The sequence below is a fragment of the uncultured Paraglaciecola sp. genome, from assembly GCF_913020055.1.
Lineage (GTDB): Bacteria > Pseudomonadota > Gammaproteobacteria > Enterobacterales > Alteromonadaceae > Paraglaciecola.
This window is the reverse complement of record NZ_CAJWCF010000010.1, coordinates 1-24106: the sequence shown is the minus strand read 5'-3', so window position 1 is coordinate 24106 and position 24106 is coordinate 1. Positions and strand designations below refer to the sequence as shown.

General features: G+C 40.8%; 18 protein-coding genes. 8 read left to right on the top strand and 10 right to left on the bottom strand.

Annotated elements, in window-relative coordinates:
- The first annotated feature begins 30 nt into the window (after positions 1-30).
- From QZ488_RS03710 to QZ488_RS03695, 4 genes are all read left to right on the top strand, one after another.
- The gene (locus QZ488_RS03710; RefSeq protein ID WP_293746357.1) at positions 31-1401 is read left to right on the top strand and encodes a TolC family outer membrane protein; all 1371 of its coding nucleotides are present in this window, start codon (positions 31-33) and stop codon (positions 1399-1401) included.
- Entirely contained in the window at positions 1391-2047 is a 657-nt protein-coding gene (locus QZ488_RS03705; RefSeq protein WP_293746355.1) for an OmpA family protein, read from the top strand. Before QZ488_RS03710 ends, QZ488_RS03705 begins: the two co-directional genes overlap by 11 nt.
- A gap of 81 nt (positions 2048-2128) precedes the next feature.
- A complete protein-coding gene (locus QZ488_RS03700) occupies positions 2129-2773 on the top strand; it encodes a transglutaminase-like cysteine peptidase (protein WP_293746353.1) in 645 nt (214 codons plus the stop codon).
- Positions 2774-2777: 4 nt separating this feature from the next.
- Entirely contained in the window at positions 2778-4697 is a 1920-nt protein-coding gene (locus QZ488_RS03695; protein ID WP_293746351.1) for an EAL domain-containing protein, read from the top strand.
- A 58-nt stretch (positions 4698-4755) separates the two neighbouring features.
- Here QZ488_RS03695 and pmbA read toward each other — a convergent pair whose 3' ends face one another.
- Positions 4756-6081 (bottom strand): metalloprotease PmbA, encoded by a 1326-nt coding sequence (gene pmbA, locus QZ488_RS03690; protein WP_293746349.1) that lies wholly within the window; start codon positions 6079-6081, stop codon positions 4756-4758.
- A gap of 85 nt (positions 6082-6166) precedes the next feature.
- Here pmbA and yjgA point away from each other — a divergent pair, with 85 nt between their 5' ends.
- Complete coding sequence (gene yjgA / locus QZ488_RS03685; RefSeq protein ID WP_293746347.1) at positions 6167-6706, top strand: ribosome biogenesis factor YjgA; 540 nt, start codon at positions 6167-6169, stop codon at positions 6704-6706.
- Positions 6707-6711: 5 nt separating this feature from the next.
- Positions 6712-9153, top strand: coding sequence for an Ig-like domain-containing protein (locus QZ488_RS03680; RefSeq protein ID WP_293746345.1), 2442 nt, complete (start codon positions 6712-6714; stop codon positions 9151-9153).
- Positions 9154-9267: 114 nt separating this feature from the next.
- On the opposite strand, the gene tldD is transcribed toward QZ488_RS03680, so the two are convergent.
- The 8 genes from tldD to QZ488_RS03640 are packed head-to-tail and all read right to left on the bottom strand — an operon-like array spanning position 9268 to position 19923.
- Positions 9268-10710: a metalloprotease TldD gene (gene tldD / locus QZ488_RS03675; protein ID WP_293746343.1), complete on the bottom strand. Its 1443-nt coding sequence runs from the start codon at positions 10708-10710 to the stop codon at positions 9268-9270.
- Positions 10703-11521, bottom strand: coding sequence for a carbon-nitrogen hydrolase family protein (locus QZ488_RS03670; protein ID WP_293746403.1), 819 nt, complete (start codon positions 11519-11521; stop codon positions 10703-10705). Before QZ488_RS03670 ends, tldD begins: the two co-directional genes overlap by 8 nt.
- A gap of 13 nt (positions 11522-11534) precedes the next feature.
- Positions 11535-15449 carry a YhdP family protein gene (locus QZ488_RS03665; RefSeq protein WP_293746342.1) on the bottom strand — a complete coding sequence of 1305 codons (3915 nt, stop codon included), beginning with the start codon at positions 15447-15449 and terminating at the stop codon, positions 11535-11537.
- 12 nt (positions 15450-15461) lie between these two features.
- Positions 15462-16925, bottom strand: coding sequence for a ribonuclease G (gene rng, locus QZ488_RS03660; RefSeq protein ID WP_293746340.1), 1464 nt, complete (start codon positions 16923-16925; stop codon positions 15462-15464).
- Positions 16915-17484 carry a Maf family protein gene (locus QZ488_RS03655; protein WP_293746338.1) on the bottom strand — a complete coding sequence of 190 codons (570 nt, stop codon included), beginning with the start codon at positions 17482-17484 and terminating at the stop codon, positions 16915-16917. The genes rng and QZ488_RS03655 overlap by 11 nt, the downstream gene beginning before the upstream one ends.
- Positions 17485-17486: 2 nt before the next feature.
- Positions 17487-17963, bottom strand: coding sequence for a rod shape-determining protein MreD (gene mreD, locus QZ488_RS03650; RefSeq protein WP_293746336.1), 477 nt, complete (start codon positions 17961-17963; stop codon positions 17487-17489).
- Entirely contained in the window at positions 17960-18820 is an 861-nt protein-coding gene (gene mreC / locus QZ488_RS03645; protein ID WP_293746334.1) for a rod shape-determining protein MreC, read from the bottom strand. Before mreC ends, mreD begins: the two co-directional genes overlap by 4 nt.
- Before the next feature lie 59 nt (positions 18821-18879).
- Positions 18880-19923: a rod shape-determining protein gene (locus QZ488_RS03640; RefSeq protein ID WP_101199577.1), complete on the bottom strand. Its 1044-nt coding sequence runs from the start codon at positions 19921-19923 to the stop codon at positions 18880-18882.
- 204 nt (positions 19924-20127) lie between these two features.
- Between QZ488_RS03640 and QZ488_RS03635 the strand changes: the two genes are divergently transcribed.
- Entirely contained in the window at positions 20128-21762 is a 1635-nt protein-coding gene (locus QZ488_RS03635) for an ATP-binding protein (protein WP_293746331.1), read from the top strand.
- The gene (locus QZ488_RS03630) at positions 21746-22150 is read left to right on the top strand and encodes a response regulator (RefSeq protein WP_293746330.1); all 405 of its coding nucleotides are present in this window, start codon (positions 21746-21748) and stop codon (positions 22148-22150) included. The genes QZ488_RS03635 and QZ488_RS03630 overlap by 17 nt, the downstream gene beginning before the upstream one ends.
- A 61-nt stretch (positions 22151-22211) precedes the next feature.
- Here the strand turns inward: QZ488_RS03630 and QZ488_RS03625 are convergent.
- A partial coding sequence (locus QZ488_RS03625; RefSeq protein WP_366508975.1) for an SUMF1/EgtB/PvdO family nonheme iron enzyme occupies positions 22212-24106 on the bottom strand: 1895 nt, incomplete at its 5' end.

Genomic DNA, 24106 nt, shown 5'->3' with positions numbered 1-24106 from the left:
GGAGTTTATTGTGACTAAAGGTACATCACTATGCGTATAACAGCAGCACTCTGCTCATTATGCCTACTTGCATTGTCCGTTAAAGGACTACATGCACAAAGTTTGGAACAGACCGTAGCCCTTTCTTTGGATACACACCCAGATATTCGTCAGGCTTTTGCTCGTTTCAAATCAAAAGAAGAAGATGTTAATCGCGCCACGGCAGGATATTTGCCAACAGTCGACATTACCGCTGGGTATGGATATGAATATACCAACACGCCAGGTAATCGTTTATCAGAGTTGGGTTTTGATGATGGTGAAACAGAACTTGGACGAGGTGAATTTGGTGTCAGTTTAAGGCAGATGCTTTTTGATGGAATGTTCACCAGTCACGAAGTTAAACGTACTAAGTTTGAGGCCAGTGCAGAACAGTGGACCTTGATTAGTACCGCTGAAGATTTGGCTTTGTCAGTTAGCCAGGTCTATTTAAATTATTTGAAAACTCAGCAATTGGTGACTTTGTCTGAAAAGAACGTCGACTCACATAAAGAAATTTACGGTCAGATAAAAGAACGTACCGATTCTGGGATGGGCAGCATAGCGGATCTGTCTCAGGTAACCGGTCGTTTAGCCCGCGCCCATTCTAATTTAATTGCCGCCCGTAACAATTATGAAGATGCACGAGCAGAATTTATTAGCGTAACCAATATTATGCCAGATGATTTAGTCATGCCGGTGCCAGATGCTGATATGTTACCAACTGATAGAACCAGCGGATTGGTGTTTGCAATAGAGCGTCACCCAATTATTAAATCTGCCCAGCTAGATATCCAAGCTGCCCGTGCATATAGTGGCTCGGTTAAAGCAAATTATTATCCTAAATTGTCCCTTGAAGTGGCAGCGAATGTTGACAACGACCTCGCAGGCGAAGATGGCTTTAATCGAATCGGCTCAGATGTTGGTGGTCATCGTAACGATTTAACTGTGATGTTACGCATGCGTTATAACCTATATTCAGGCGGCAAAGATGTGGCGTTAGAACGAGGTGCCGCTTATAAAACCACTGAAGCACAAGAAATAAATTACCGAGCCCATCGTCAAGTCACAGAAAGCTTTCGTTTGGCGTGGAATGCTTATGAAATGTTGGGATTACAAAAACAATATATTCAACAACATGTTGTCACTTCAAAAGACACTCAAGATGCGTATCAACAACAATTTAGTTTGGGACAAAGAAATTTGCTCGACTTGTTAGATACAGAAAACGAACTCTTTCAGGCACGTAAGGATTATCTAGATGCAAATTTTGACGAACTGATTGCCAGATACAGATTATTGAATGTAACCGGACAATTACTTGAATCTTTGCGGGTGACTCGTTCAACTGCTTGGCAAGGAGAGCATGATTATGAGCACTAATAGAAGAGTGAGTGATTTGTCGTTTTTTAAGGTCTTTCCAACAAAAAAATTATCCCTATTACTGTGTGGAGCTATCTTGCTTAGTGGCTGTGCTGGCAATAACATAGTTAAGGTAGAACCTAGTGTTAAACAGTTACATGATTTAAATGATCTCGATCGGGATGGGGTTATTGAAGCTCGGGAAAAATGTGCAAATACGGTATTAGGCGCGACCATTGATAACTACGGTTGCGGAAAAGTATCTACGTATATTGTGCCACTTAAAGTGGATATTAAATTTGCTCATAACTCTTACATCTTGCCGCCTTCAGCGTTTCCAGTAATTCAGCAATTAGCAGAAATGCTTGAAGAAAAGCAGGACTTAAAAGTGTTTATAGAGGGGCACACCAGTAAAGTTGGCAGTGCAAAGCAGAACCAAATTTTGTCAGAAAACCGAGCAAAAGCTGCAGTATCAGTTTTGGTTAAGGATTTCAACATCTCCCCAGACCGTGTTTCGTCTATTGGTCACGGTTTTGAACGTTTAGCTGATACTAGAGATACAGCAACAGCCCATGAAACTAATCGCCGTATAATGGCTGAATTGAGTAAAACTGTGAGTGTAAATGATATGGTTTGGACGATTTACACGGTTGATCAAGTCCAATGATAAATAGGGAGTAATATGAGGAACAGCCCTTTTATAACAAGGATGTTATTAAAAAAGCCAGTCCACATATTATTTCTAAGTATGAGCTTTTTGTCTGCGCTTTATGCTGATTCCATAACAGTACTAGATGGCTCAAAAATTATCGAGGCACTACAAAATAGTTATGGCGACCGTGCCGCCAAACGTGGCACTGCTTGGCTTAATTTAATGGTGCCTGACTCCAGTTCGTTAGAAAATGAAAATCTAGTAAAAGTGAATCGCTTTTTCAATACATTCCATTTTATTGACGATATTGAATTATGGGGGGTGAATAATTATTGGGCCACCCCAGTTGAGTTTATTGGTGTCAACGGGGGAGATTGCGAAGACTACTCAATAGCTAAATATTTTACTCTGTTGGAGTTAGGTATAGCTGATGAAAAAATGAGAATTACTATGGTCAAAGCCCTGCATCTTAATCAATATCATATGGTGCTTGCATACTATGAGACACCGGCCTCTATCCCTCTCATTTTAGATAATATAGATGGTGATATAAAACCCGCTAATGAACGTAACGATCTTATTCCTGTATTTAGCTTTAACGGTAGTCAGTTATGGCTAAATAAAGAAAGAGGTAGCAGTGTTTTGAGTGGAACCTCTTCGCGTCTTAAGCGCTGGCAAGATTTGCGTCAGCGGATAAACACGGCAAAACTCAAACAACCCAAGATTAAATTGGAGTTTTAAAGCAATGACCCTATTTCGACAAATAAACTCACTTCTATTCGGACTTTTTTTACTGGTCATGGTCAGTTTAGTTTATTTTCAGTTTACTCAAACTCGTGACTTTATGCGTTTGCAAATGCAGTCTGATCTTAATAACACCATGACATCTTTAGGGTTAATGCTACAACCGCATATCGAAACAGGAGATGTGGTATCGGCGGAAACGCTGATTAATGTGATTTTTGAGGGGGGATTTTATCGTAAAGTCAGCTTAAAGTGGCTGGCGGATGGCAAGCAACAAACGTGGGAAAATCCGGTGGATATTGAGGGTGTTCCGCAATGGCTAATTAATTTGGATGTATTTGGTGTACAAAAAAAGGAAAGTGTCATCACCTCTGGCTGGATGCAATTGGCCACCCTAGAAGTCGAAGCTCACCCTGCTTTAGGTTACCAGCAACTATGGCGGACCATGAACGATACGATCATGATTTTATCATTGTTGTTTATCATCAGTATATTTATGCTCAGGTTCAGACTTAATCGTATTTTAAAACCACTACACGACATAGCTCTGCAGGCTAAACAATTAGGCCAGCGTAATTTTGGGCAAGACATAGACTTACCTCAAACGACTGAATTAAAAGACGTTGTAACTGCAATTAACTCAATGTCTGGACAATTAAAGCAAGTGTTCCTTACTTTAGATCAAGAAGTAAGTGAGCTCAAAGAAGACAAACTTATTGATCAGGTTTCGCAGTTACCCAATCGTCAGTACTTATCTGCACAAATTAATAACTGGTTAAATGAGCCTGGATTCGGTGGGCTTATTTTAACTAAATTCGACTGGTTAGAAGACATTCATAGTAAATATGGTTATCAAGGCCGGGATCAAATTATTAAGGTACTGTCTGCAAGGATGGTGGCTGAGTTACCAAGTATTGCCGAAGGTGTCATCGCCAGAATTGCTAATACCGAGTTTGCATTTTTACTCACTAAAGCAGAACACCACCAAATTGAAAGCTATTTACAAACTCTGATCAGAATAATTAATCAGGAAATTTCTAAGGCCGGTTGTAATGCTAATTCTAAATTTGCTTTGGGTGTAAGCCAGCGTATCGAGAATATGCAACCTTCTGATTTGTTATCTCAGTCAGACAATGCACTACAACAAGCACTTCAAGAAGGCAAAGTCAGCCATTGGATTGATGCCCAGCAACCTCAAAAATACAACAGAGAGCAATGGCGTACTAAACTAGTAACCGCAATTAACAACAGTCACTTTAAATTTCAATGGCAAACAGTAAGTGATTTGCGCTCTGAGGAGATTATTCAACGAGAGCTGTATTGTCGCTTAAACATTGACGATATAATTGTAAGTGCCGCGGAATTTATGCCTTTTATTGAGTTGTTGTCGTTAGGCGGTCAACTTGACAGGTGTTTGTTAGAAACCATAGAGCAACAGAATATATTAGCTCTGACAAAACAACCCGTTGCTATTAACTTAACCCATGATAGTTTACAGGAGCCTGAGTTTGCTCAATGGTTGACTAAGTTTCTTCAACAATCGAAACATACAGATCAAATGCTGTTTGAAATGCCAGAATCGGCTTTAATTAGTTCTTTCGAGCAGTGCCAAAAACTCACAGAAATAATACGTTTGTCTGGGGCTAAAATTGGTGTTGATCAGTGCGGTCGTCAGATGGGATCACTTGATTATCTTCAAAAAATACAACCTCACTACATTAAGCTCGACCAGTCTTTTGCTTTTTATGAGAAGTTAGATCAAGGTAATGAAATGTGTAGAGCATTGATCAATGTTGCCAATGGTTTAAATATCGATGTGATCATTACCGGTATTGAAAATAAACAGCAATTGCAAAATTTTACGTCTTTAAGAGCGGATGGATATCAAGGTTATATATCGGTACCAGAGGACATTTCATAATAAAACGACACAGGGTTGTGTCGTTTTATTGAATACAGCTAGTAATTGAACCTTAGGTTTATTCGCCTGCAATCTGCATTTGTTCAATTAAAATTGAGCCAGTTTGCACGCTGCCGCGAGTTTCTTGTTCGGCACCAATTGCTACAATATTCATTAACATATCAGCTAAATTACCCGCGATGGTAATTTCGTGAACAGGGTATTGGATTATGCCATTTTCTACCCAGAAACCTGCCGCGCCTCTAGAATAATCACCAGTAACAATATTCACCCCTTGGCCCATCAATTCAGTGACTAATAAACCTGTGCCTAGTTTCGCCAGCATTTCTTTATCAGATTCACCTGTATGTTGAATAAACCAATTATGGATACCACCTGCATGGCCTGTAGTTTGCATTTTGAGTTTTCGCGCAGAGTAACTTGTTAACAAATAGTGATTGAGTAACCCTTTGCTAACGATATCCATGTCTTGCGTTTTGACACCTTCGTGATCAAAGGGAGAGCTGGCTAATCCCTTCAAAATATGTGGACGTTCGGTAATATTCAGCCAATTAGGCAGTACTTGCTGGCCTAATTTGTCTAATAGGAATGATGATTTTCGGTACAAGCTACCACCACTAATGGCGCTGATAAAATGTCCGAATAATCCTGAAGCAATTTCGCGATCAAATAACACTGGTACTTTACAGGTTTTAACTTTCCTTGCGCCCAGTCTATCTAAGGTAAATTGTGCCGCTTCACGACCTAGTTGTTCTGGGTTGGTTAATAAACCTGCTTGGCGTCCTACCGAGTAACTATAATCTCGCTGCATATCACCGTCTTGCTCTCCAATGACTACGCAACTCATGCTGTAACGACTACTGTTGTATCCGGCAATAAGGCCATGACTATTGCCATATACCTTGGTGCCTAAGTTAGCGTTATAAGAGGCGCCATCTGAATTAGTAATACGGGGATCTACATTTAATGCGCTAGTTTCAGCAGCAATGACCTGTTGAATTGCGAATTCAGTATCAAGTTCTTCAGGGTGAAATAAATCCAAATCTGGAAAATCAAATGCCATTAGCTCTTTATCGGCTAAACCAGAGCAATCATCGTCACTGGTATGTTTGGCAATTTCAATGGCCTTTTCTACTGTGAGTCTTAGCGCTTGCGGTGATAAATCAGCAGTCGAAGCACTGCCTTTTTTCTTACCTTGGTAGACAGTGATCCCTAAACCACCGTCGTTAGTAAATTCAACGGTTTCTACTTCTTTAAGACGAGAAGACACAGCAATGCCTTCAACTTTAGACATGCTAGCTTCGGCCTGAGTGGCGCCTTTGTCCTTGGCTAATTTTAAAACGTCTTCTACTATGCTTTGTATTTCAGCTAATTGTTGTTGCATAAGGCCTTCATTATTTGGCTACACTGTAGTTTATTATTGCTTTGAGGGTTACAATCCCCTCTAGTGTATCACTAAAGATAAAGCCATGGTCGCCCCGAAAAAAAACAAAGATGTTGAAGATGAGTTCGACGTAAATGAAGAAAACGAACTTCTCAGTAAAACCCAAATAAAAGCTCAAATGGTTGCAATGCAAAAATTAGGTGAGTCTTTGGTTCACCTTGGGCAGTCCTCTTTAGCAAAAGTCCCGATGGAAACAGAGTTACTTGATGCGGTGATGCTAGCACGTAAAATTTTACGAAAAAAAGAAGGCTATCGTCGTCAGCTACAATTGATTGGCAAGATAATGCGCAATACCGATATTGTCGCAATTGAGCAAGCATTAAGTAATATTAAGTCGGCTCATAAAAAATTAAATAACGCTTTTCACGAAATTGAAATGCTCAGAGACGATATTTTGAGCGAAGGTGATAGCAAGATCGAAGCAACTCTTGTTGATTATCCCTTACTTGATCGACAAAAATTGCGACAATATGTACGTCAGGCTAATAAACAACAAACTGAAAACAAACCACCAAAAGCATCTCGTGAGCTTTTTCAATATTTAAAGCAAATTATTAACGGATAATATTTATGTGTATTCGCGCTCTATTTTTTGTTCCTTTTTTGTCACTTGTCGGATTAAGTGGTTGTGGCGGAGTATCTGGTCAAAATGGTAGTGATCCATTTGGATCTGGACCTACGACGGAATCTTATACGATTACCTTAGCCATTCTTGACCAGCAATGTGGAGTGCAACCTGAGTCTAGTTTTACTGCTGGCGAAACCTTGTGTATTCAAGCAACACTTAAGCAGGGTGAAAATCTAGTTACAGGGGAGATTGTGAGTTTTTCGTCGGAATTAGGTAGTTTGTCTGCCGTCACCAAACTCACTAATTCAAATGGTATTGCGCAAATCACAATAGACAGTGACGTTGGTGATGTTGGTGCCGCGACCCTTGAAGCGAGTTTTGGTGATGTAACATCACAAAGTAATTATGAATTTCTAGCCGCTCAAGTTGTAGTGTTACCATTATTAAGAATAGACTTATCTATTCTTAATAATGGTGTTGTGGTTAATCGATTTAAGGCAAATGAACAAGTTCAAATTCAAGCCGTGATTAATGATGAGAATGCTCAACCCATAGAAAATATTATTGTTAACTTCTCTGTGGGAAGAGGAAGCCTTAACACAAGTGATGCACTAACAGACAGTTCTGGAACAGCACAAGTCACTCTTATACCAACAGATTTAGATATTGGTGCTGCGGTTGTGTCTGCATTAACACTAGTCAATGGTGAGGAGTTACTAGCCTCCCTCAATTTTGAAATACAATCACCTGATGCTATTAGCGAGCAAGTTATTAGAATTGGCCATTTTAATGTGGACGGTGTGTTCGTTGAAAATGAACTTGGAATCAGTGCTTCTGATTCACAAGGCAACGTTGAAATTAGTGCAGGTGCTACATTGGGTGTGTCATTAGCGATTGTAGATGAGAATGATCAGCGCATTTTGACTCAAACACCGGTGACTTTCACATCCAGTTGTGCGGAAGAAAATTCTGCGACTATTGATCAGCAAGTTAATACTGTAAATGGTGAAGCGTTTGCTACCTATGAAGATATTAGTTGTGCTGGAGGTGATGGCAATGATGATGTGATCGTAGCATCACTTGTTGTGAATAATTCCACTTTGTCGATAACTCGGTCTATATCCATTCTTGCAGAGTCGGTTGGGTCGATAACGTTTGTTTCGGCAGATCCAACTCAACTAGTTTTACTTGGTACCGGGGGGCAAAATAACCAAATTATTTCAACTTTGATCTTCCAAGTTAATGGCGCGTTAGGCAATCCTCTTGCGCAGCAAAGCGTGGCCTTTTCACTCAATACTGAGACAGGTGGATTAAGTCTTTCCCCAGCTGTAGGAATAACGAATTCTCAAGGTCAGGTCAGTACAAGAGTAACCTCAGGTAATGTTCCTACTCCCGTTAGAGTAACGGCAGAAGTGGTAACCAACTCCAGTGTTTCTATATTGACTCAATCGGACTTGTTATCGGTGAATACCGGCTTACCTGACCAAAATAGTTTTACGCTTTCAGCAGATAACCTTAATCCTGAAGCCAATACGATTAGTGGGCAAACAGTTAATTTTATTGCACGTTTAGCAGATACTTTTAATAACCCAGTACCAGACGGCACTTCTGTAAGTTTTACTACAGAAGGTGGGGTTATTGAGCCTAGTTGTGTTACCACAATGGGAACTTGTAGTGTTACTTGGACAAGTGCAAATCCAAGAACTTTGGATCATAGAATTACGATCCTTGCCACCGCAATTGGTCACGAAACGCTTTTTGATGCAAACGGCAATAATAGTTTTGATGACTCAGATGGTATTGCAATAATAGATAATACCGACAGTGGGTTTGGTACTAGTCAATTTGGACAAACAGGTTTTGTAGATCACAGCGAGGCTTGGCGAGATGATAACGCTAATAACGTTAAAGATGCCTCTGAAATATTTTTAGATTATAACAGTAATGGTCAATTTGATGCCGCCGATGGGCTATTTAATGGTCCTCAGTGCAATTCTACCTTAACCTGTGGTCAAGGCTCAGCAAAAACCTTACATGTGCGTCGAACATTAGAAATTGTGGCTTCAAGTTCAGAAGCATTTTTAGATATTCTAAATCAAGCTGATGAGGTGATTTTTAGTAATCATCAAGTTGCTAGCCAACCATCACTTGTTCTTGAACGAGGAGAAGCTGTTAGCTTGTCATTGCAATTTTCAGACACTGCCTTACAAGCAATTTCTAGTAACTCTACAATATCGATTACTTCCAGCGCGGGATTAATAGCAGGGCAAACAAGCACTACAATGAGAAAAACGAACGCGAGTGGTTCGTCAGTTCTGGAATTTACTCTAACGAATAACCTCGACGAAACAACAGGATTCGCAACTACAGCAACAATTATTGCTGAGGTAGTCTCTCCAAGTGGGGTTATTTCTGTTGTGACATTTGTAGTGGCACTAAATTGATAATAATGCCAATGAGAGTAATTTGGATTTCATTCAGTGGTAGCTAAAGCCGTCTTACTAAGCAGTAAAATCGTGCTTAGTGAGTGAACAATTACTTATATTGATTGCTAATCTTTAAGCCGTACCACCTACTGTTAACTCATCCACTTTGAGGGTGGGTTGACCCACTCCAACTGGCACACTTTGCCCATCTTTTCCGCACACACCAACGCCATTATCTAGCGCTAAATCATTACCTATCATAGATATTTTTTGCATTGCTTCTGGACCGTTGCCAATTAACGTTGCACCTTTGATCGGAGTGGTGATTTTGCCCTTTTCGATAAGGTAGGCTTCAGAAGTAGAGAATACAAATTTACCTGAGGTGATATCCACCTGACCCCCACCAAAGTTGGGCGCATAAATGCCTTTGTCTATGGATGCAATAATTTCTTCTGGTGCGAATTCACCACCTAACATGTAGGTATTGGTCATACGAGGCATAGGCAAATGTGCATAAGATTCACGTCGGCCATTACCCGTGGGGGCAACACCCATTAAACGAGCGTTAAGTTTGTCTTGCATATAACCTTTGAGAATTCCGTCTTCAATTAACACATTGTACTGAGTGGGAGTGCCTTCATCGTCAACACTGAGTGAGCCGCGTCTGTCGGCTAACGTGCCGTCATCTACCACGGTACAGCCTTTGGATGCGACTTGTTCACCGATTCGACCGCTGAAAGTAGAGGCGCCTTTACGATTGAAGTCACCTTCTAAACCATGACCTACCGCTTCATGTAATAACACTCCAGGCCAGCCACTGCCAAGTACAACTGGCATTTGCCCGGCGGGTGCAGGTACTGCCTGCATATTTACTCTGGCCATATGAATTGCTTCGTCTGCTAGTTGTTGATAGCGTGGACGTCCATCGTTATCAGCAACAAAATAATCATAGGCAAATCGTCCACCAGCTCCAGAACTACCTCTTTCACGGCGTCCGTCTTTTTCCATTAACACTGAGCAGTTTAAGCGGATGAGAGGGCGAATATCGGTACAAAAAGTGCCGTCTGTTGCTGCAATTAATATTTCTTCGTACACACCGCTGATACTGATAACCACTTGGCTTAGGGCACTTTCTTGCTTGCGGATGTATTCATCAACAGCCCGTAATAAGGCTATTTTTTCTTGTTCTTGCATGCCCAGAAGAGGGTTTTCGGCATGATATCGACTGGCAGGGTAACTTTGTTTGAGCGACGTTACTTTATGTTTACCACCGGAACTTGAAATACTGCGAGAGGCTTTAGCGGCTTTTAGCAATGCTTCTGGCGATATTTCATCGGAGTAAGCAAAGCCGGTTTTTTCGCCACTTACTGCACGCACACCCACGCCACGCTCTATATTGTAGCTGCCTTCTTTAATGATACCGTCTTCTAGCACCCAAGTTTCATGTTGGCTTGACTGAAAATACAAATCAGCAAAATCGTTGTCATGTTGATATATGGTATCTAGTGCTGTTTCTAATATGGAGCGTGTTAGATTCGATGCATCTAGTAAGTTTTCTTCTACCAAATTAGACAAGGTGACTCCTGAATTTGTTGTGCTGATAAACGGGCATTTTAGTGCGTATATCAGCGAGTAATGGGTGATCTAGTTGGGCATGTATCATGCCGGTATCTTGGGGTAATTCAACGAGTTTTTCGCCCCATGGTGAGATGATACAGGAGTGACCATAAGTTTGTCGTTTATTCCTGTGTTCACCTGTTTGATTTGCGGCGACTATATAACACTGGTTTTCAATTGCTCTTGCTGTCAATAATGCATGCCAGTGCGCTTGACCTGTTTGTTGGGTAAATGCGGCTGGCAGGGCTAATACGTCCAGCTGGGCAATTTGATTCATGCTCACAAACAAACCAGCAAAACGAATATCGTAACAAACAGCTAAACCAAGGTTACCAAAAGGGGTCTTGGTAACGATTAATTGACTGCCTGCTTGGGTATAACGAGACTCCAAATAGGTGCCGGTGTTATCTGCTACCTGAACATCAAAGAGGTGAATTTTTTGATACTCTTCAATTATTTCTCCTTGCTCATTAATCAATAGACAAGAAGCGGTGAATTTATTTTGAGTTGAGCACAGTACTGGCAAACTACCCGCAACTAACCAGATATTGTATTGTTTAGCGAACTGTTTAAGTTTTTGTTGGATAGGACCATCATCTAAGTCTTCTGCGATATCCAGCATGGCTTTATCACCACCGCCAAAACAAGCAAAACATTCGGGTAATACCACCAAGCAAGGTCTTTGTGAGGGTAATAATTTTAGCTGTTGTTCTATAAATAAAAGATTATCTTCAACTAACGGAGAAGAACACATTTGAATAGCAACCATATTGGGTTTGGTACTAGCCACTTACTGGCTCTCCGACAGGCACTTGTATCTGAATCGGGGTGTTTAATTGTCTATTTATAGATTGATTAGGTGTTTCTGTTTTGGCCGCAGGTAGCACCCTTGCTGGTAGCGCAACATCTTTACTGTCTCGACCTAACTCTTTAAGTTGTGGTTCATCCAATGAGCCAGTAAGTGAAAATTTTATATTAGAAATCACCTTGGCTGAGGTCAGCATTTGGTCTAATGCAAGGGCTGCCAATGCGGTAGCTGGGTTGACCATCCAAGCCACTATCACAGGCAAACTAGAAGTCACATTTGGTGTAAATTCAATTTGGTAGTTGAGTTGCTGTGCGTTTAAGTCTGTGTAACCTTGCATGGTTATTTCGCCAGCTCCGCCATCCACTAAGGTGTCTTTGGTGTAAGCGACGCCATTTTCTAGCTGAAAGCTGCCCTTAATTTTGTCGTAGAAAAATCCTTTGGCAAATACATCTCTAAAATCAAGCTGCAGTTTACGTACTAATGAATCAAGGCTAAGTAGGCTAAATATGCGTGAACCTTGATCACTTACTTCAGTTAAATAGCCATCTGATAAGCGCCAGTCTATTTGCCCATTCATTGTCTCGAAGTTAAATTCATAAGGTGCGCGTTTCCAACTTAAATCAAATGTAGAACTGATTTTTGAATCTTTGATCCCTGAATCTAATTTAAAACCTTTGAGAAAGGCGCCAAAATCTGAACTACTAAACTCTCCGGTTACACGTGTACTACTTTGCCCATCGACTAAAAACCAGTCTCCGGAACCATAAAATAAACCATGATCATTGTTAAGTCGCAGTTGGTCTATTTTCATACCTGTAGCAGATCTAGACAGGTTAAAGTCAATTTTACCTAAGTCGTTATCAAGGAAACGACAGCGAGCACAAGAAAAACTAACAGGAGGCAAAGTATCAATGTTAGCGGCAAATTCAATTGGTGCATCTGATATTGTTTCGTTATTATCTGACTCAGTGCCTTGCCACTTTGTTAGTTCAATAAAATCAGCATTGATAGCCACACCTTTATTTAGCCAATCTTTGTATAGAGCAACTTCCATCCGTGTTTCTTTGGCGTTTATATCGAATAACCAGCTATCACTGGTATTTTTGGCAACCATTTCTAACCCAGTAAATCGCTGTGATGCTATTAATGCATTGCCAGCATTGATAAAAATTCGTTTCGGCGCTTCTAATAATGGTTTATTTGTGTGCTCAGGAAGATCATTTATAAGCGTATTAATAACGTTATACCAAGGTGTTGCATCTAATTCAGTCATATTCGCTGAAATACTAAAACCCAAACCCATACCCATTAAATCCGATTGTCCAATCGCTAAATGCGCTCGAGAAAATTGCATGTTTTTATGCGGTAAGTTGCCGTTAAATTCAACTTCATCACCGAGTGTGGCTTTTATTGAAGAAGCTTGTTGATTACCTTGGCTTGAGATTAGAAGTGGCAGTGATTGCTCAGAGGTTTTGGCGAATGGAGCGGGTAAGTCCGAACTTAATTGGGTGAGTTCACTGACTATTTGTGCTGTATATCGATAACCTTCAGATGGAAGCGTGAGGGCAATATCTGCGTTCCAGTTGCTACTGCCTGTTAGATATTTCGATAAGCCTTCTGAAAAAGGTTCAAGCAAAGGTGTAACCTGCCAGTCTCCCTGAATATTAATATCTGTTTGATAACCTTTGTCCTTTTGTTCGCCAGTCAGCTTGATCTTTATCGGTTGTTGTAATAACTGTGCCGTGAGACCAGTGGTGTTTATTTTACTATTAATAAAGCTTACTGAGCCTGTAGTTTGCTCCAATAATATATCTAAGCTAGGTAGCTCAACCTTATTTTCAACCAATATTGCTTTGCCTTTGGCAACCAACTCTTCGCCAGATAAAGGGATATGCAGGTCTAATTCGGCTTGTAGTGGCCCACTTACTTTAACTTGTTGTAATGTTTTGCCAAGCGTATCAGCAAGACTACTTTGTAACATCAGATCTGTAACTTGTTGCCCATTGGCTTGGGCATCGACACCTATAGTTAGTACCGCCTTTGCAGCCAGTTTAGGTATTTTTGCAGACAAGTGATCTAACTCTACATCCAGTAACTGGCCTTTTTGGCTAGTCATGGTCAGGCTTTGGTTTTCGAAAAGTAAATTGACATCAAAATTAGTTAAGGCAGGCCATTGTGGGGCAAATTTCAACTGCCCATCTAGCACTTGTACCTGCGCTTGAAAAACACCTTTGCCTTGCTCAAAGGGGAAGGCATTGACTGCACCATGCCAAATTATTTGAGCACTTTTTACTTGTCCTTGCTGTAAAGAATCGACTAAATAGTTCTTAGTTCCAACACCCATAAGTTCAGTTGGGTAAAGCAGGGGTAGTAGCGCTACGTCAATCGTTTCGATGGTTGATGATAAAGCTAAGTTATTGTCTATGCTGCGGTAGGAAACGTTAGGGCGTAAAGTTATAAGGTCACTTTTGAATAAGGTGTTTTCAGTGATAAAACTGATATTTTGTTCGGAGGCCTGAATATATAAATCAGTATAAAAGCGCTGGTAATCAATATTATCTGGTAACAACCTATCTATCTGAAGTTGCCCTGATTTTCCTTTTAGATTTAATCGCCCAATACCGTTAAACCAATTTAGCTCGGTTGCCAAACCAGACATACCAGGAATATATTTTGTCTGTTGCCACTGAAGATCGCTAATTGAGGCTTTAATTGACATATCGCCACTTAAAGTGCGGTGGATATTGAATGAGTTTAGGGTTGCTTGTGGCTGCAGTGACGCTAGTGACTTAGTTTGGGTGGGATCCAACGTCAGCCCTAACATAGGTAACACTGAGGCCAATTTGAGCGGTTGGTTATGTTGTAACGTCAGAGCGCCGGCTTGGTTGATTTTTCCTAACCAGTTTGAGACCAGGACATTGTCGTTTATCTGAATGGTCAAATTGTTGAGGTTAAATATCCATTCATTATTTAAAGGGCTAGCATTGATTTGCCCGCCCAACACTGCGGCCTTAAGGTTATTCTCTGAATTGCCACTTTCTGTATCTTGCCAATCGAAGCGACTATTAGATAAATCAAGTTGCACAGACTGCAGTGATTTATCTTTTATCGTCGCCCACATCACAAAACTGCCGCGACTCTCGACTAACTTGTGTTTGCTGGGTATCAATTGTTCTACCCAAGGAGACAAATCAACTTCTTCTCCCTCAGCAAAAAAAGTGCCGTGTAGTGCTTCTTGATTACCATATAAATCAATAATAAATGACGCGGAATTTTTCGCGATTTCCTCTATTTGCAGCTGCCCTATGCCTTGGTGGTGTTCGTCTTTATTCACCCAAGACACTTGGTCAATCAGCACCACTTGCTGTTGGTTATTTCTGGTATTGATAATTATTTTACTTTGGCTAATAGAAAACAGCTGTAACTGTTGTAAAAATAGCTTTTCTAACGCTTCAACAATAGGGTAGGTGGAATCATCCTGGGCTATTGAAGCGACATCAATGCTCAATTCCATTTCTCGCAAATCAAACTTATTTGATTGAATTTGCCTAGCCAGAACAGATTGCCAAAAATCGACTTCAATGGCTGTTTCAGCAATCGTTAGATTAATTGGGGATTGTGAACTTTGCACTAGTTTTACATTGCGTAAAACTATCGAAGGGCCTATGCCTTGCCATTTAGCAGTAATTTCACCTATTTTTAATTCAGCACCAACTTGGCCTGATAACCATTGTTCTAGATGATGTTTTTGATCATTCATATAAGGCAATGAATAACGTACAACACTAAGTATTACCGCCACCACGACCAAGCTTAAGGCAACTAGTGCCCAAAGTTTTTTGATCAGATAGGCGGCATAAAATGACGCACTTTTGGCTTCGGTTTTCACGTTTCAGGCTACTTACATCATGACAACATCAAATTTGTCTTGGTTATATAACAGTTCAGTATGAACCTTAATTTGTTTGGTGACGAACATTTCCAGTTCCGCCAACATATGAGACTCCTCACCTAACAAAGCTTCGGCTACCGCTGGTGCTGCATAAACCACAAATTTGTCTGCGTCGTATGCGCGAGAAACTCGAACAATTTCGCGCATAATTTCAAAACATACCGTTTCTACGGTTTTGACAGAGCCGCGGCCTTTACATACAGGACATTCACCACATAGAACATGTTCTAGGCTTTCACGGGTTCTTTTGCGTGTCATTTCGATTAAGCCAAGCATAGTGAAACCATGGATATTGATTTTGGCTCGGTCTTTATTCGTGGCTACCTCTAGGCTGTGCATCACCCTTCTTTTGTGATCATCCACTGTCATATCAATGAAGTCGATTAGGATCATGCCCCCCAAGTTGCGCAACCGCAGTTGACGTGCAATAGCCTGAGTGGCCTCAATATTAGTATTGAAAATAGTTTCTTCTAAATTACGGTGACCAACAAAGGCACCCGTATTGATATCGATTGTGGTCATCGCTTCGGTTTGGTCGATGATCAGGTAACCACCTGATTTTAAATCTACCCGCCTTTCTAACGAGCGTTGACATTCATTCTCAACATCGTATAAATCAAAAATAGGTCTTTCACCAGGGTAATATTCTAAAAGCTTATGAAGCTCTGGCACATATTCTTCAGTAAACTGCTGCAACTCTTGTAGAGACAGTTTCGAATCGACTCTAATTTGATCTAGCTGGGTTCCAACAAAGTCTCTTAATACGCGACGTGCTAACGGCAAATCTTCATACAGAATGTGTGATTTGTTTTTCATTCGAGAACGAATTTTTTGCCACAAACGTTTGAGAAAATCGGCATCTTGAATGAGTTCTTGTTCTTTAACGCCTTCAGCCGCAGTACGTAATATAAAACCACCGTCTTCACTACAAAAACCTTGGACTAGTGCTTTTAGGCGCTCTCTTTCTACTTCATCTTCAATACGTTGAGATACGCCAACATGTTCAACGCTGGGCATAAATACCAAATAACGGGAGGGGATTGTAATATCAGTGGTCAGTCTAGCGCCTTTGGTGCCTATTTGGTCTTTCACCACTTGTACAACGATATTTTGCCCATCTCTAACCAGCTCTCGAATATCTTTCTTTTCGATATGGTTAGGAGATACTTCTTCTTCCACTTCACTATGAACAGCGATGTCAGAGGCGTGTAAAAATGCAGCCTTATCCAAACCTATGTCGACAAATGCTGCTTGCATACCGGGCAATACTCTGCTGACTTTTCCGCGATAAATATTTCCAACTAGGCCTCGCTTTGTGTGCCTTTCTATATGAATTTCTTGCAGAATACCGTTTTCAATCAGTGCGACACGTGACTCAGAAGGGGTAACATTGATTAATAGTTCAGCACTCATTTATGATCCCAAATTCAGTTAATAACATTCTCGTTTGGTATAAGGGTAGCCCCACAACAGCGCTATAACTACCTTTAATATGTTTCACAAATTGTCCACCTAAGCCCTGTATGCCATAACTTCCAGCTTTATCTTGAGGTTCACCAGTTTGCCAATACCAAGCCATTTGCTGTGTACTTAGAGGGCCAAAACAGACCTTAGTTTCAACGACAATGGTTTTTTGTTGTTTAGCGCTGGTGATAGTAACGGCAGTGAATACTTGGTGGCTGTTATCGGACAATATACTCAACATACGCATTGCGTCAGCTTTGTCTTTGGGCTTGCCTAAAATGCAGCCCTGCGCTACTACTATTGTATCAGCACCTAATACTAATTTTTTCGCTCCCGCTCTTTTATAACCAAAACTAGACTTTTCTTGAGCCATTCTTTGAACATACGCGTCTGGAGTTTCATGGCTTAGCACAGTCTCGTCAATATTTACTGGGTATTGACTGTATGGTACGCCGATTTGTTTGAGTAATTCAGCTCTGCGAGGAGACTGAGAAGCTAGAAGCAGCATCATTAATTCAGGCGCAGTTGGCGACGAACTTTACGTAGTAACCAGAATAGCCAAGGCCATATGACCATTGAGCTAGCTACGGGCCATAGATAATCAAATAAGAAATAAATATCAGTGATCAAATGTTGTAACCAAAAGATCACTAGGTTATATAAGGCCGCCATAATGCCAATGATGATAGATTGTTGCCAAACAGAATAGTTGCGCAAGCGCTTATAATTTGTGGCTAATACATAAATGCATAAACTCATTGCAAAACTATGTACACCTATACTGGTGCCCAGTAATATATCGAGTATTAGGCCAGTAAAAAATGCTGCGCCTACGTTAATTCTGTTGGGCAACGCAAGTGCCCAATAACTCAAAACCAATAACACCCAATCTGGACGATACAAATCGGCAATGGCCGGCATAGGCATGATCTGTAGTACCAAGGCGATAACAATGCTCAGTGTAATAGCATAGTGACGAATGCTCATTTTACAGTTATCCCCGTGTCAAGAGTGTCGCCAAGCGTGCGCTCTGACCAAAGTAGTAATAAGTATTTCAAGCGGTCCAGTTGCGCAACAGGTGTTGCTCTAACTTGAGAAAAAGGTCTGCTTTCATCTCGAATAATAGAGGTGATGGTAGCTACCGGATAGCCTTCTGGAAATACATTACCTAAGCCAGAGGACAATAAAACATCGCCTATTTTTAAGTCACTACTGTGAGCAACATGTTGGATTAATAGTTCGTTTAAGCTACCTGAGCCGGACACCACTAAACGTACGTTATTTCGAGCCACCCGAACAGGGATGGCGTGAGTTACATCAGCTATAAGCAATACACGACTATTAGTCGAACTCACTTGCATGATTTGCCCCACAATACCTTTATCATCGAGAACAGGTTGCCCTTCAAAGACATCATGAATAGCCCCTTTATTGATAACAATTTGATGACTATAAGGGTTGTTGTCCACCGCCATGAGCTCTGCCACAACTTTGCGCGTGTTGTCTTGTACGGGAGAATTTAACAGGCTGCGCAAACGGTCATTTTCTTCTTGCAAAAAGGTTAGGCGCTGCAGTTGGCCATTCATTAACATGGCATCATGGGTTAATTTGGCATTGTCATTAAACAAACGTTCGTGAGAAACAAAACGACTGGCACTGGCATTGAGCAATTGACCGGGGAGGTTAGCTAGGTATTGTAGGGGGCTGACAAGTGAATTGAGATACACCCTAGTTGTGCCAAACCCATTGAATTTATGATCGAATACAATAAGACAGATAGACAGCAAAAGGGCCAAAGCTAACCTGTTAGGCAGAGAGGGACCACTTGAAAACATTAAATTCATTATTGTCTGCCTGAAGGCGACATCATGTCGCCTTGTTTACTAAGAAAATGCAATGACTACTATTCGTAGCTAAAAAGATCGCCTCCGTGGATGTCGATCATTTCAAATGCTTTCCCGCCTCCCCTAGCAACACAGGTGAGTGGATCATCAGCGATAACCACTGGAATACCGGTTTCTTCCATAAGCAAACGGTCTAAATCTTTAAGTAACGCTCCACCGCCCGTTAAGACCATGCCACGCTCTGAAATATCAGAGGCTAATTCTGGAGGAGATTGTTCAAGCGCAACCATAACGGCTGATACAATACCCGTTAAAGGTTCTTGCAAGGCTTCAAGAATTTCATTGCTGTTTAGAGTAAATCCACGAGGTACGCCTTCTGCTAAATTGCGTCCGCGTACTTCAATTTCTCTAACTTCTTCACCCGGATAAGCAGCGCCGATTTCATGTTTAATACGTTCAGCCGTAGCCTCGCCTATAAGCGATCCAAAGTTACGACGAATGTAAGAAATAATCGCCTCATCGAACTTGTCGCCACCAATTCTCACTGATGATGAATAAACGATACCATTTAGTGAAATAATCGCTACTTCTGTGGTACCGCCACCTATATCTACCACCATTGAACCGGTCGCTTCGGAAACAGGTAGGCCAGCACCAATAGCAGCAGCCATAGGTTCATCAATCAAATAGACTTCACGAGCCCCAGCGCCTAACGCAGACTCTCGAATGGCACGTCGCTCAACCTGAGTCGAACCACAAGGCACACATACCAGCACTCTTGGGCTAGGACGTAAAAAATTATTATCGTGTACTTGTTTGATGAAATGCTGAAGCATTTTTTCTGTGACATAAAAGTCGGCAATAACACCGTCTTTCATCGGTCGAATCGCTTTTATGTTACCAGGAGTTCTGCCCAACATTTGTTTGGCTTCTCGCCCCACTGCCGCAACACTTTTTGGCCCGCCGGCGCGTTCTTGACGAATTGCGACAACAGAGGGTTCATTTAGAACAATACCTTGGTCTTTAATATAGATAAGGGTATTCGCAGTACCGAGGTCGATTGATAAATCGTTGGAAAACATTCCCCGTAGCTTTTTGAACATGTAAAAACCGCACTTTGGTTGATAAGAAAAATATTCCGCTAACTGTACCAATGCACCATGATTTCGGCAAGTACAGAGCATCAACAAGGTCATAAAAATAGTGGTTTCAACACATTTTTATGAATTAGACGTTAAAAGACACTACAAAACTGTGTTATTGATTATAGTAGGCTCATAATTTAAGTGGCAAACCTAAGTACTCGCATGAACGAAGATAGACTTAAAAAGCGTTATGAAAGAGAGCGAAAAGCTCGACAAGCTGCTGAAACAATTTTGGAAAAAAAATCCCTTGAATTATATCAACGGAATAAAGAGTTAGAAGAGTTCAAAGAAAATTTAGAAAAACAAGTCTTTGAGCGCACCCATGAAGCAGAAAAAGCAAAAACTGAAGCCCGTGAAGCAAATCTAGCTAAGTCACAATTTTTGGCAAATATGAGCCATGCAATAAGGACTCCTTTAACGGCTATTATTGGATTTGCCGAAGTATTGTTGCAACACAGTCCTAGTCGCGAGGAAAGAGTCAAATATCTCACTACGATTATTGGCAGTGGTCGCCACTTAACCACATTATTAGGTGAAATATTAGATGTAAGCAATATTGAAAATCAAAAATTGGAACTTAATCCCTTACGCTTTAATCTTCCGAATTTACTGCAAAGTATTGAACAAATTTATGTGTTTAATTGCCAAAAAGAGCAACTTGAATTTGCCTTGATAATTGACTCTGTTTTACCTGAATGGATAGTGGCAGACCCTACTCGAATCAAACAGGTAATTGATAACTTATTAAGTAATGCGATTAAGTTTACTCAATCAGGGAGTATCAGCTTACATGTGAAATTTTCCTTTAGCTCTAACACCTTACATATTGATGTGGTTGATACTGGTCAAGGCATTGATGATGATAAACAAACCTTGATATTTGACTATTTTAGCCAAGGTGACGCGAGTATTACGCACAATTTTGGTGGCACGGGGTTAGGTCTATTTATAACTAAAAGTTTGGTTGAATTAATGGGTGGGGAGGTCGAACTCGAGTCCACCTTAGGCGTAGGCTCAAAATTCTCTATGTCTATTGTCTGCCAAGAATATGGAGGTGAATGTAAATCTCTAAAAAGTAGAGATATTATTGCTCATCAATCTGTGATAATTCCTTCATTGGTCGGCAACATTCTGTTGGTGGAAGACACTGAAGTCAATCAACAGCTGATTACTTTGAATTTGCAACAAACAGGAGCCAAAGTAGACTTGGCGATAAATGGGTTAGAAGGTTTGCAAAAGGCACTGACAGGTGAGTATGATTTAGTTTTAATGGATATTCAGATGCCAGTAATGGATGGTAAGGAGGCGATGAAATCACTCAAGCAATTAGGTGTAAATCTGCCAATTTATGCACTAACAGCTAATGTAATGCCCTCAGACATACAGGAATATGCAGATATTGGCTTTACAGGTACGCTTTGCAAACCTCTTGAATTAGAAAACCTATACCAAGTACTCAGTCAACATTTAACAGTGTGTGGCGATAAAGTAGCCAATAAGGTCCAAGAGACCAAGTTAATCGCTCAAGATCCTAAGATCAAAGCATTATTTTATACTGAGTTAGATAAGCAACATGTTGAATTAACTGAAAATATACACAATCTTGACTATGCGGGTTTGATTCGAATCACGCATGTAATTAAGGGCTCAGCAGGAAGTTTTGGTCATAATAATTTAACCAATCTAGCTGCGCATGCTTTGCTATTATTAAGGCAAAAACAGTATGTAGAGGGAGTCCACCATTGTACTAACCTTAATCATAAAGTAGCGGAAGTGTTAAATGAGTATAACGATTAATATTTTATTAGTAGATGATGTTGAATATAGTAGAGAGTTATTACGCGCTGCTTTACTAGCCTGTATACGTGAACACAAAGTAGATATTGAAGCGAATTTCTTTCATTCTTCTACGGGTGAATCAATACCCGAACAAATAACCTTACGTCACATTAATTTGGTTTATTTAGACATCGAATTACCTCACACAAGTGGTCTTGAGGTGTTAAAACAAATCCGTCAAACCGAGCCGAACATAATGGTAGTGATGGTTTCTGGTGAAAGTTCGGCAGAGAATGTAACGGCTGCAATTAAAAGTGGTGCGAATGGCTTTATTGCTAAACCTTTTAATTACGGGCGTATTTTAGAATCGTTACAAAACTATCTCAATAAGGCGCATAAACCATGAAGGCTTAGCGGCGAGTCTGACTAAAAGATCCGACTCGCTGTTATTATTAAGTTAAGTTGGCTTACTGTTCGCGGACTACTCTAAAGCCGATATAGTTAGAACGGAAGCTGCTGTCTAATTCCATCCTTGTGGATACACGTGCTAAACGAGGTGCAAAGTTCCAAGCGCCGCCACGAACAACTGAGCTACTTTCTGCTTGATTGCTTGTGGTCCATTCCCAGACATTGCCAACTGTGTCGAATAAACCAAAATCATTACGTTCAAATGAACCTACTGGAGCAGTGCTCACATTTGACCATTGGCTACCACACCATCCGCAGTTAGCGTTATCAGTGCTGACACCTTCACCCCACCAATAATCCGTCTCTTTGCCTGCTCTTGCCGCATATTCCCAGCGCGCTTCACTAGGTAGTTTATAGGCCTGACTACTGGCTTGCGAAATCCACTCAACGTAGGCTTTAGCATCGTGCATACTGACACATACTACTGGACTATTATCATTTTGCACAAATCCAGGAGTACGCCAATTACGGTCATCTTTCCATACTGCTTGACCATCTTCGTATGCTGCACAGCCTTTTTGTTTTTCAGCATCAGTGACGTAACTTGTAGAATTCACGAAAGTCTCAAACGCTTTTACGCTTATTTCTGTTTCGCTAATACCAAATGACTGTTTTAAATCCTGAGTTTGTACAGGGCGTTCGTTATCTAAACCGACACCTGTGATATCACCCATGCGAAAACTGCCCGCAGGTACCACTACTAAATCAGGACCAGGAATATCACCTGCTAAAATATCCTGAATGCGTTCACCTTTGCTAAAGGTATATTGTGAACGGTCCAACTCGATCTTTAAAGTTTTGGGCTCAGATAAAGTGACCTTTTGGCGACTTGGTTCGTAACCACGTTTAACCACTTCTAAGTCATGTTCACCTGATGGCAACATGACCTGTAATTTAGTAGAGCCATAGCTCACACCATTGATAAATACTTCATCATCAAACACGTTTGAGCGGACTGTCAATTCGTACATTACAGATTCATCAGTCGCCATTGGAGATAAGTTAACACTTGAAATTTGTACATTTTCGTTGGCTTTAAAATTAACGCAGTAACGTCTGTCTAAGCCTAATAATTCACAACCCTCAGAGCGTTTTAAATTACCCTGTAATTCTAAATTCATTTTAACGTTAAAGTTGCCCTGACCACTAAAGTTGCTATCAGCCACTTCGCTACGCAAAACTTGTACCGAGGCATCAGAGGTTTGTCGTCTTTTTTCTGCTTCAACTGATTCACTTAAACCGTCAAACACACTGTCTAAGAAACGCTTCGAAGCTTTTTGTTTGGCCAGTGATTTACCGCGATTGATACATTTTGTAATGGTTTCGTCTTTGTCGCAGGCAATGTTGTGACTGACTACAATCGCTTCTTGGCGATTAAACTCTTGATACAAACGATCGATTCGAGCGCTGTTTAGCTGCTCTTTTAAGCCCTCAATAGTGTTTAGTAGACTGTGTTTAGAGATTTGCATTTGTTCAACATCTTGCAATTCACCTTGCCATTGGTTGTATTTGTCAGTGATGGCGTCTTTGATTGCTTTGTGGGTTCTTACTGCTTTTGCATAAGTCCCAATAATCGGGGAGATATCTAACTCTGGATCATCAATCACTTTTTCGTATTGCAAATTCATCTCAATCAGCGCTGATTGCCTATCTGCGTCAGCGAGGGTGGCATTTTGACGAAGTTCACTAAGTTCCCTTTCCAAACTTGCAGCGTTGGCAATTTGAGCTTCAAGTGAGCTGTTGTAATTATCGTATTCGGATTGTTTTACAGATATCTTGTTTTCAACATCTGCAACCGATAAGTCGGCTGCCAAAATATTTTGGCTAAACGAAAGGGCAATGATAAGAGTAAATTGAGCTATACGGTTCATTATTCGGTTCCAAACTGGTTGCT

Bases quoted from the DNA above. Each gene is read 5' to 3' on its own strand.
- QZ488_RS03710 (WP_293746357.1), top strand. From the start codon at position 31: ATGCGTATAACAGCAGCACTCTGCTCATTATGCCTACTTGCATTGTCC.
- QZ488_RS03705 (WP_293746355.1), top strand. From the start codon at position 1,391: ATGAGCACTAATAGAAGAGTGAGTGATTTGTCGTTTTTTAAGGTCTTT.
- QZ488_RS03700 (WP_293746353.1), top strand. From the start codon at position 2,129: ATGAGCTTTTTGTCTGCGCTTTATGCTGATTCCATAACAGTACTAGAT.
- QZ488_RS03695 (WP_293746351.1), top strand. From the start codon at position 2,778: ATGACCCTATTTCGACAAATAAACTCACTTCTATTCGGACTTTTTTTA.
- pmbA (WP_293746349.1), bottom strand. From the start codon at position 6,081: ATGCAACAACAATTAGCTGAAATACAAAGCATAGTAGAAGACGTTTTA.
- yjgA (WP_293746347.1), top strand. From the start codon at position 6,167: ATGGTCGCCCCGAAAAAAAACAAAGATGTTGAAGATGAGTTCGACGTA.
- QZ488_RS03680 (WP_293746345.1), top strand. From the start codon at position 6,712: ATGTGTATTCGCGCTCTATTTTTTGTTCCTTTTTTGTCACTTGTCGGA.
- QZ488_RS03670 (WP_293746403.1), bottom strand. From the start codon at position 11,521: ATGGTTGCTATTCAAATGTGTTCTTCTCCGTTAGTTGAAGATAATCTT.
- rng (WP_293746340.1), bottom strand. From the start codon at position 16,925: ATGAGTGCTGAACTATTAATCAATGTTACCCCTTCTGAGTCACGTGTC.
- QZ488_RS03655 (WP_293746338.1), bottom strand. From the start codon at position 17,484: ATGCTGCTTCTAGCTTCTCAGTCTCCTCGCAGAGCTGAATTACTCAAA.
- mreD (WP_293746336.1), bottom strand. From the start codon at position 17,963: ATGAGCATTCGTCACTATGCTATTACACTGAGCATTGTTATCGCCTTG.
- mreC (WP_293746334.1), bottom strand. From the start codon at position 18,820: ATGAATTTAATGTTTTCAAGTGGTCCCTCTCTGCCTAACAGGTTAGCT.
- QZ488_RS03640 (WP_101199577.1), bottom strand. From the start codon at position 19,923: ATGTTCAAAAAGCTACGGGGAATGTTTTCCAACGATTTATCAATCGAC.
- QZ488_RS03635 (WP_293746331.1), top strand. From the start codon at position 20,128: ATGAACGAAGATAGACTTAAAAAGCGTTATGAAAGAGAGCGAAAAGCT.
- QZ488_RS03630 (WP_293746330.1), top strand. From the start codon at position 21,746: ATGAGTATAACGATTAATATTTTATTAGTAGATGATGTTGAATATAGT.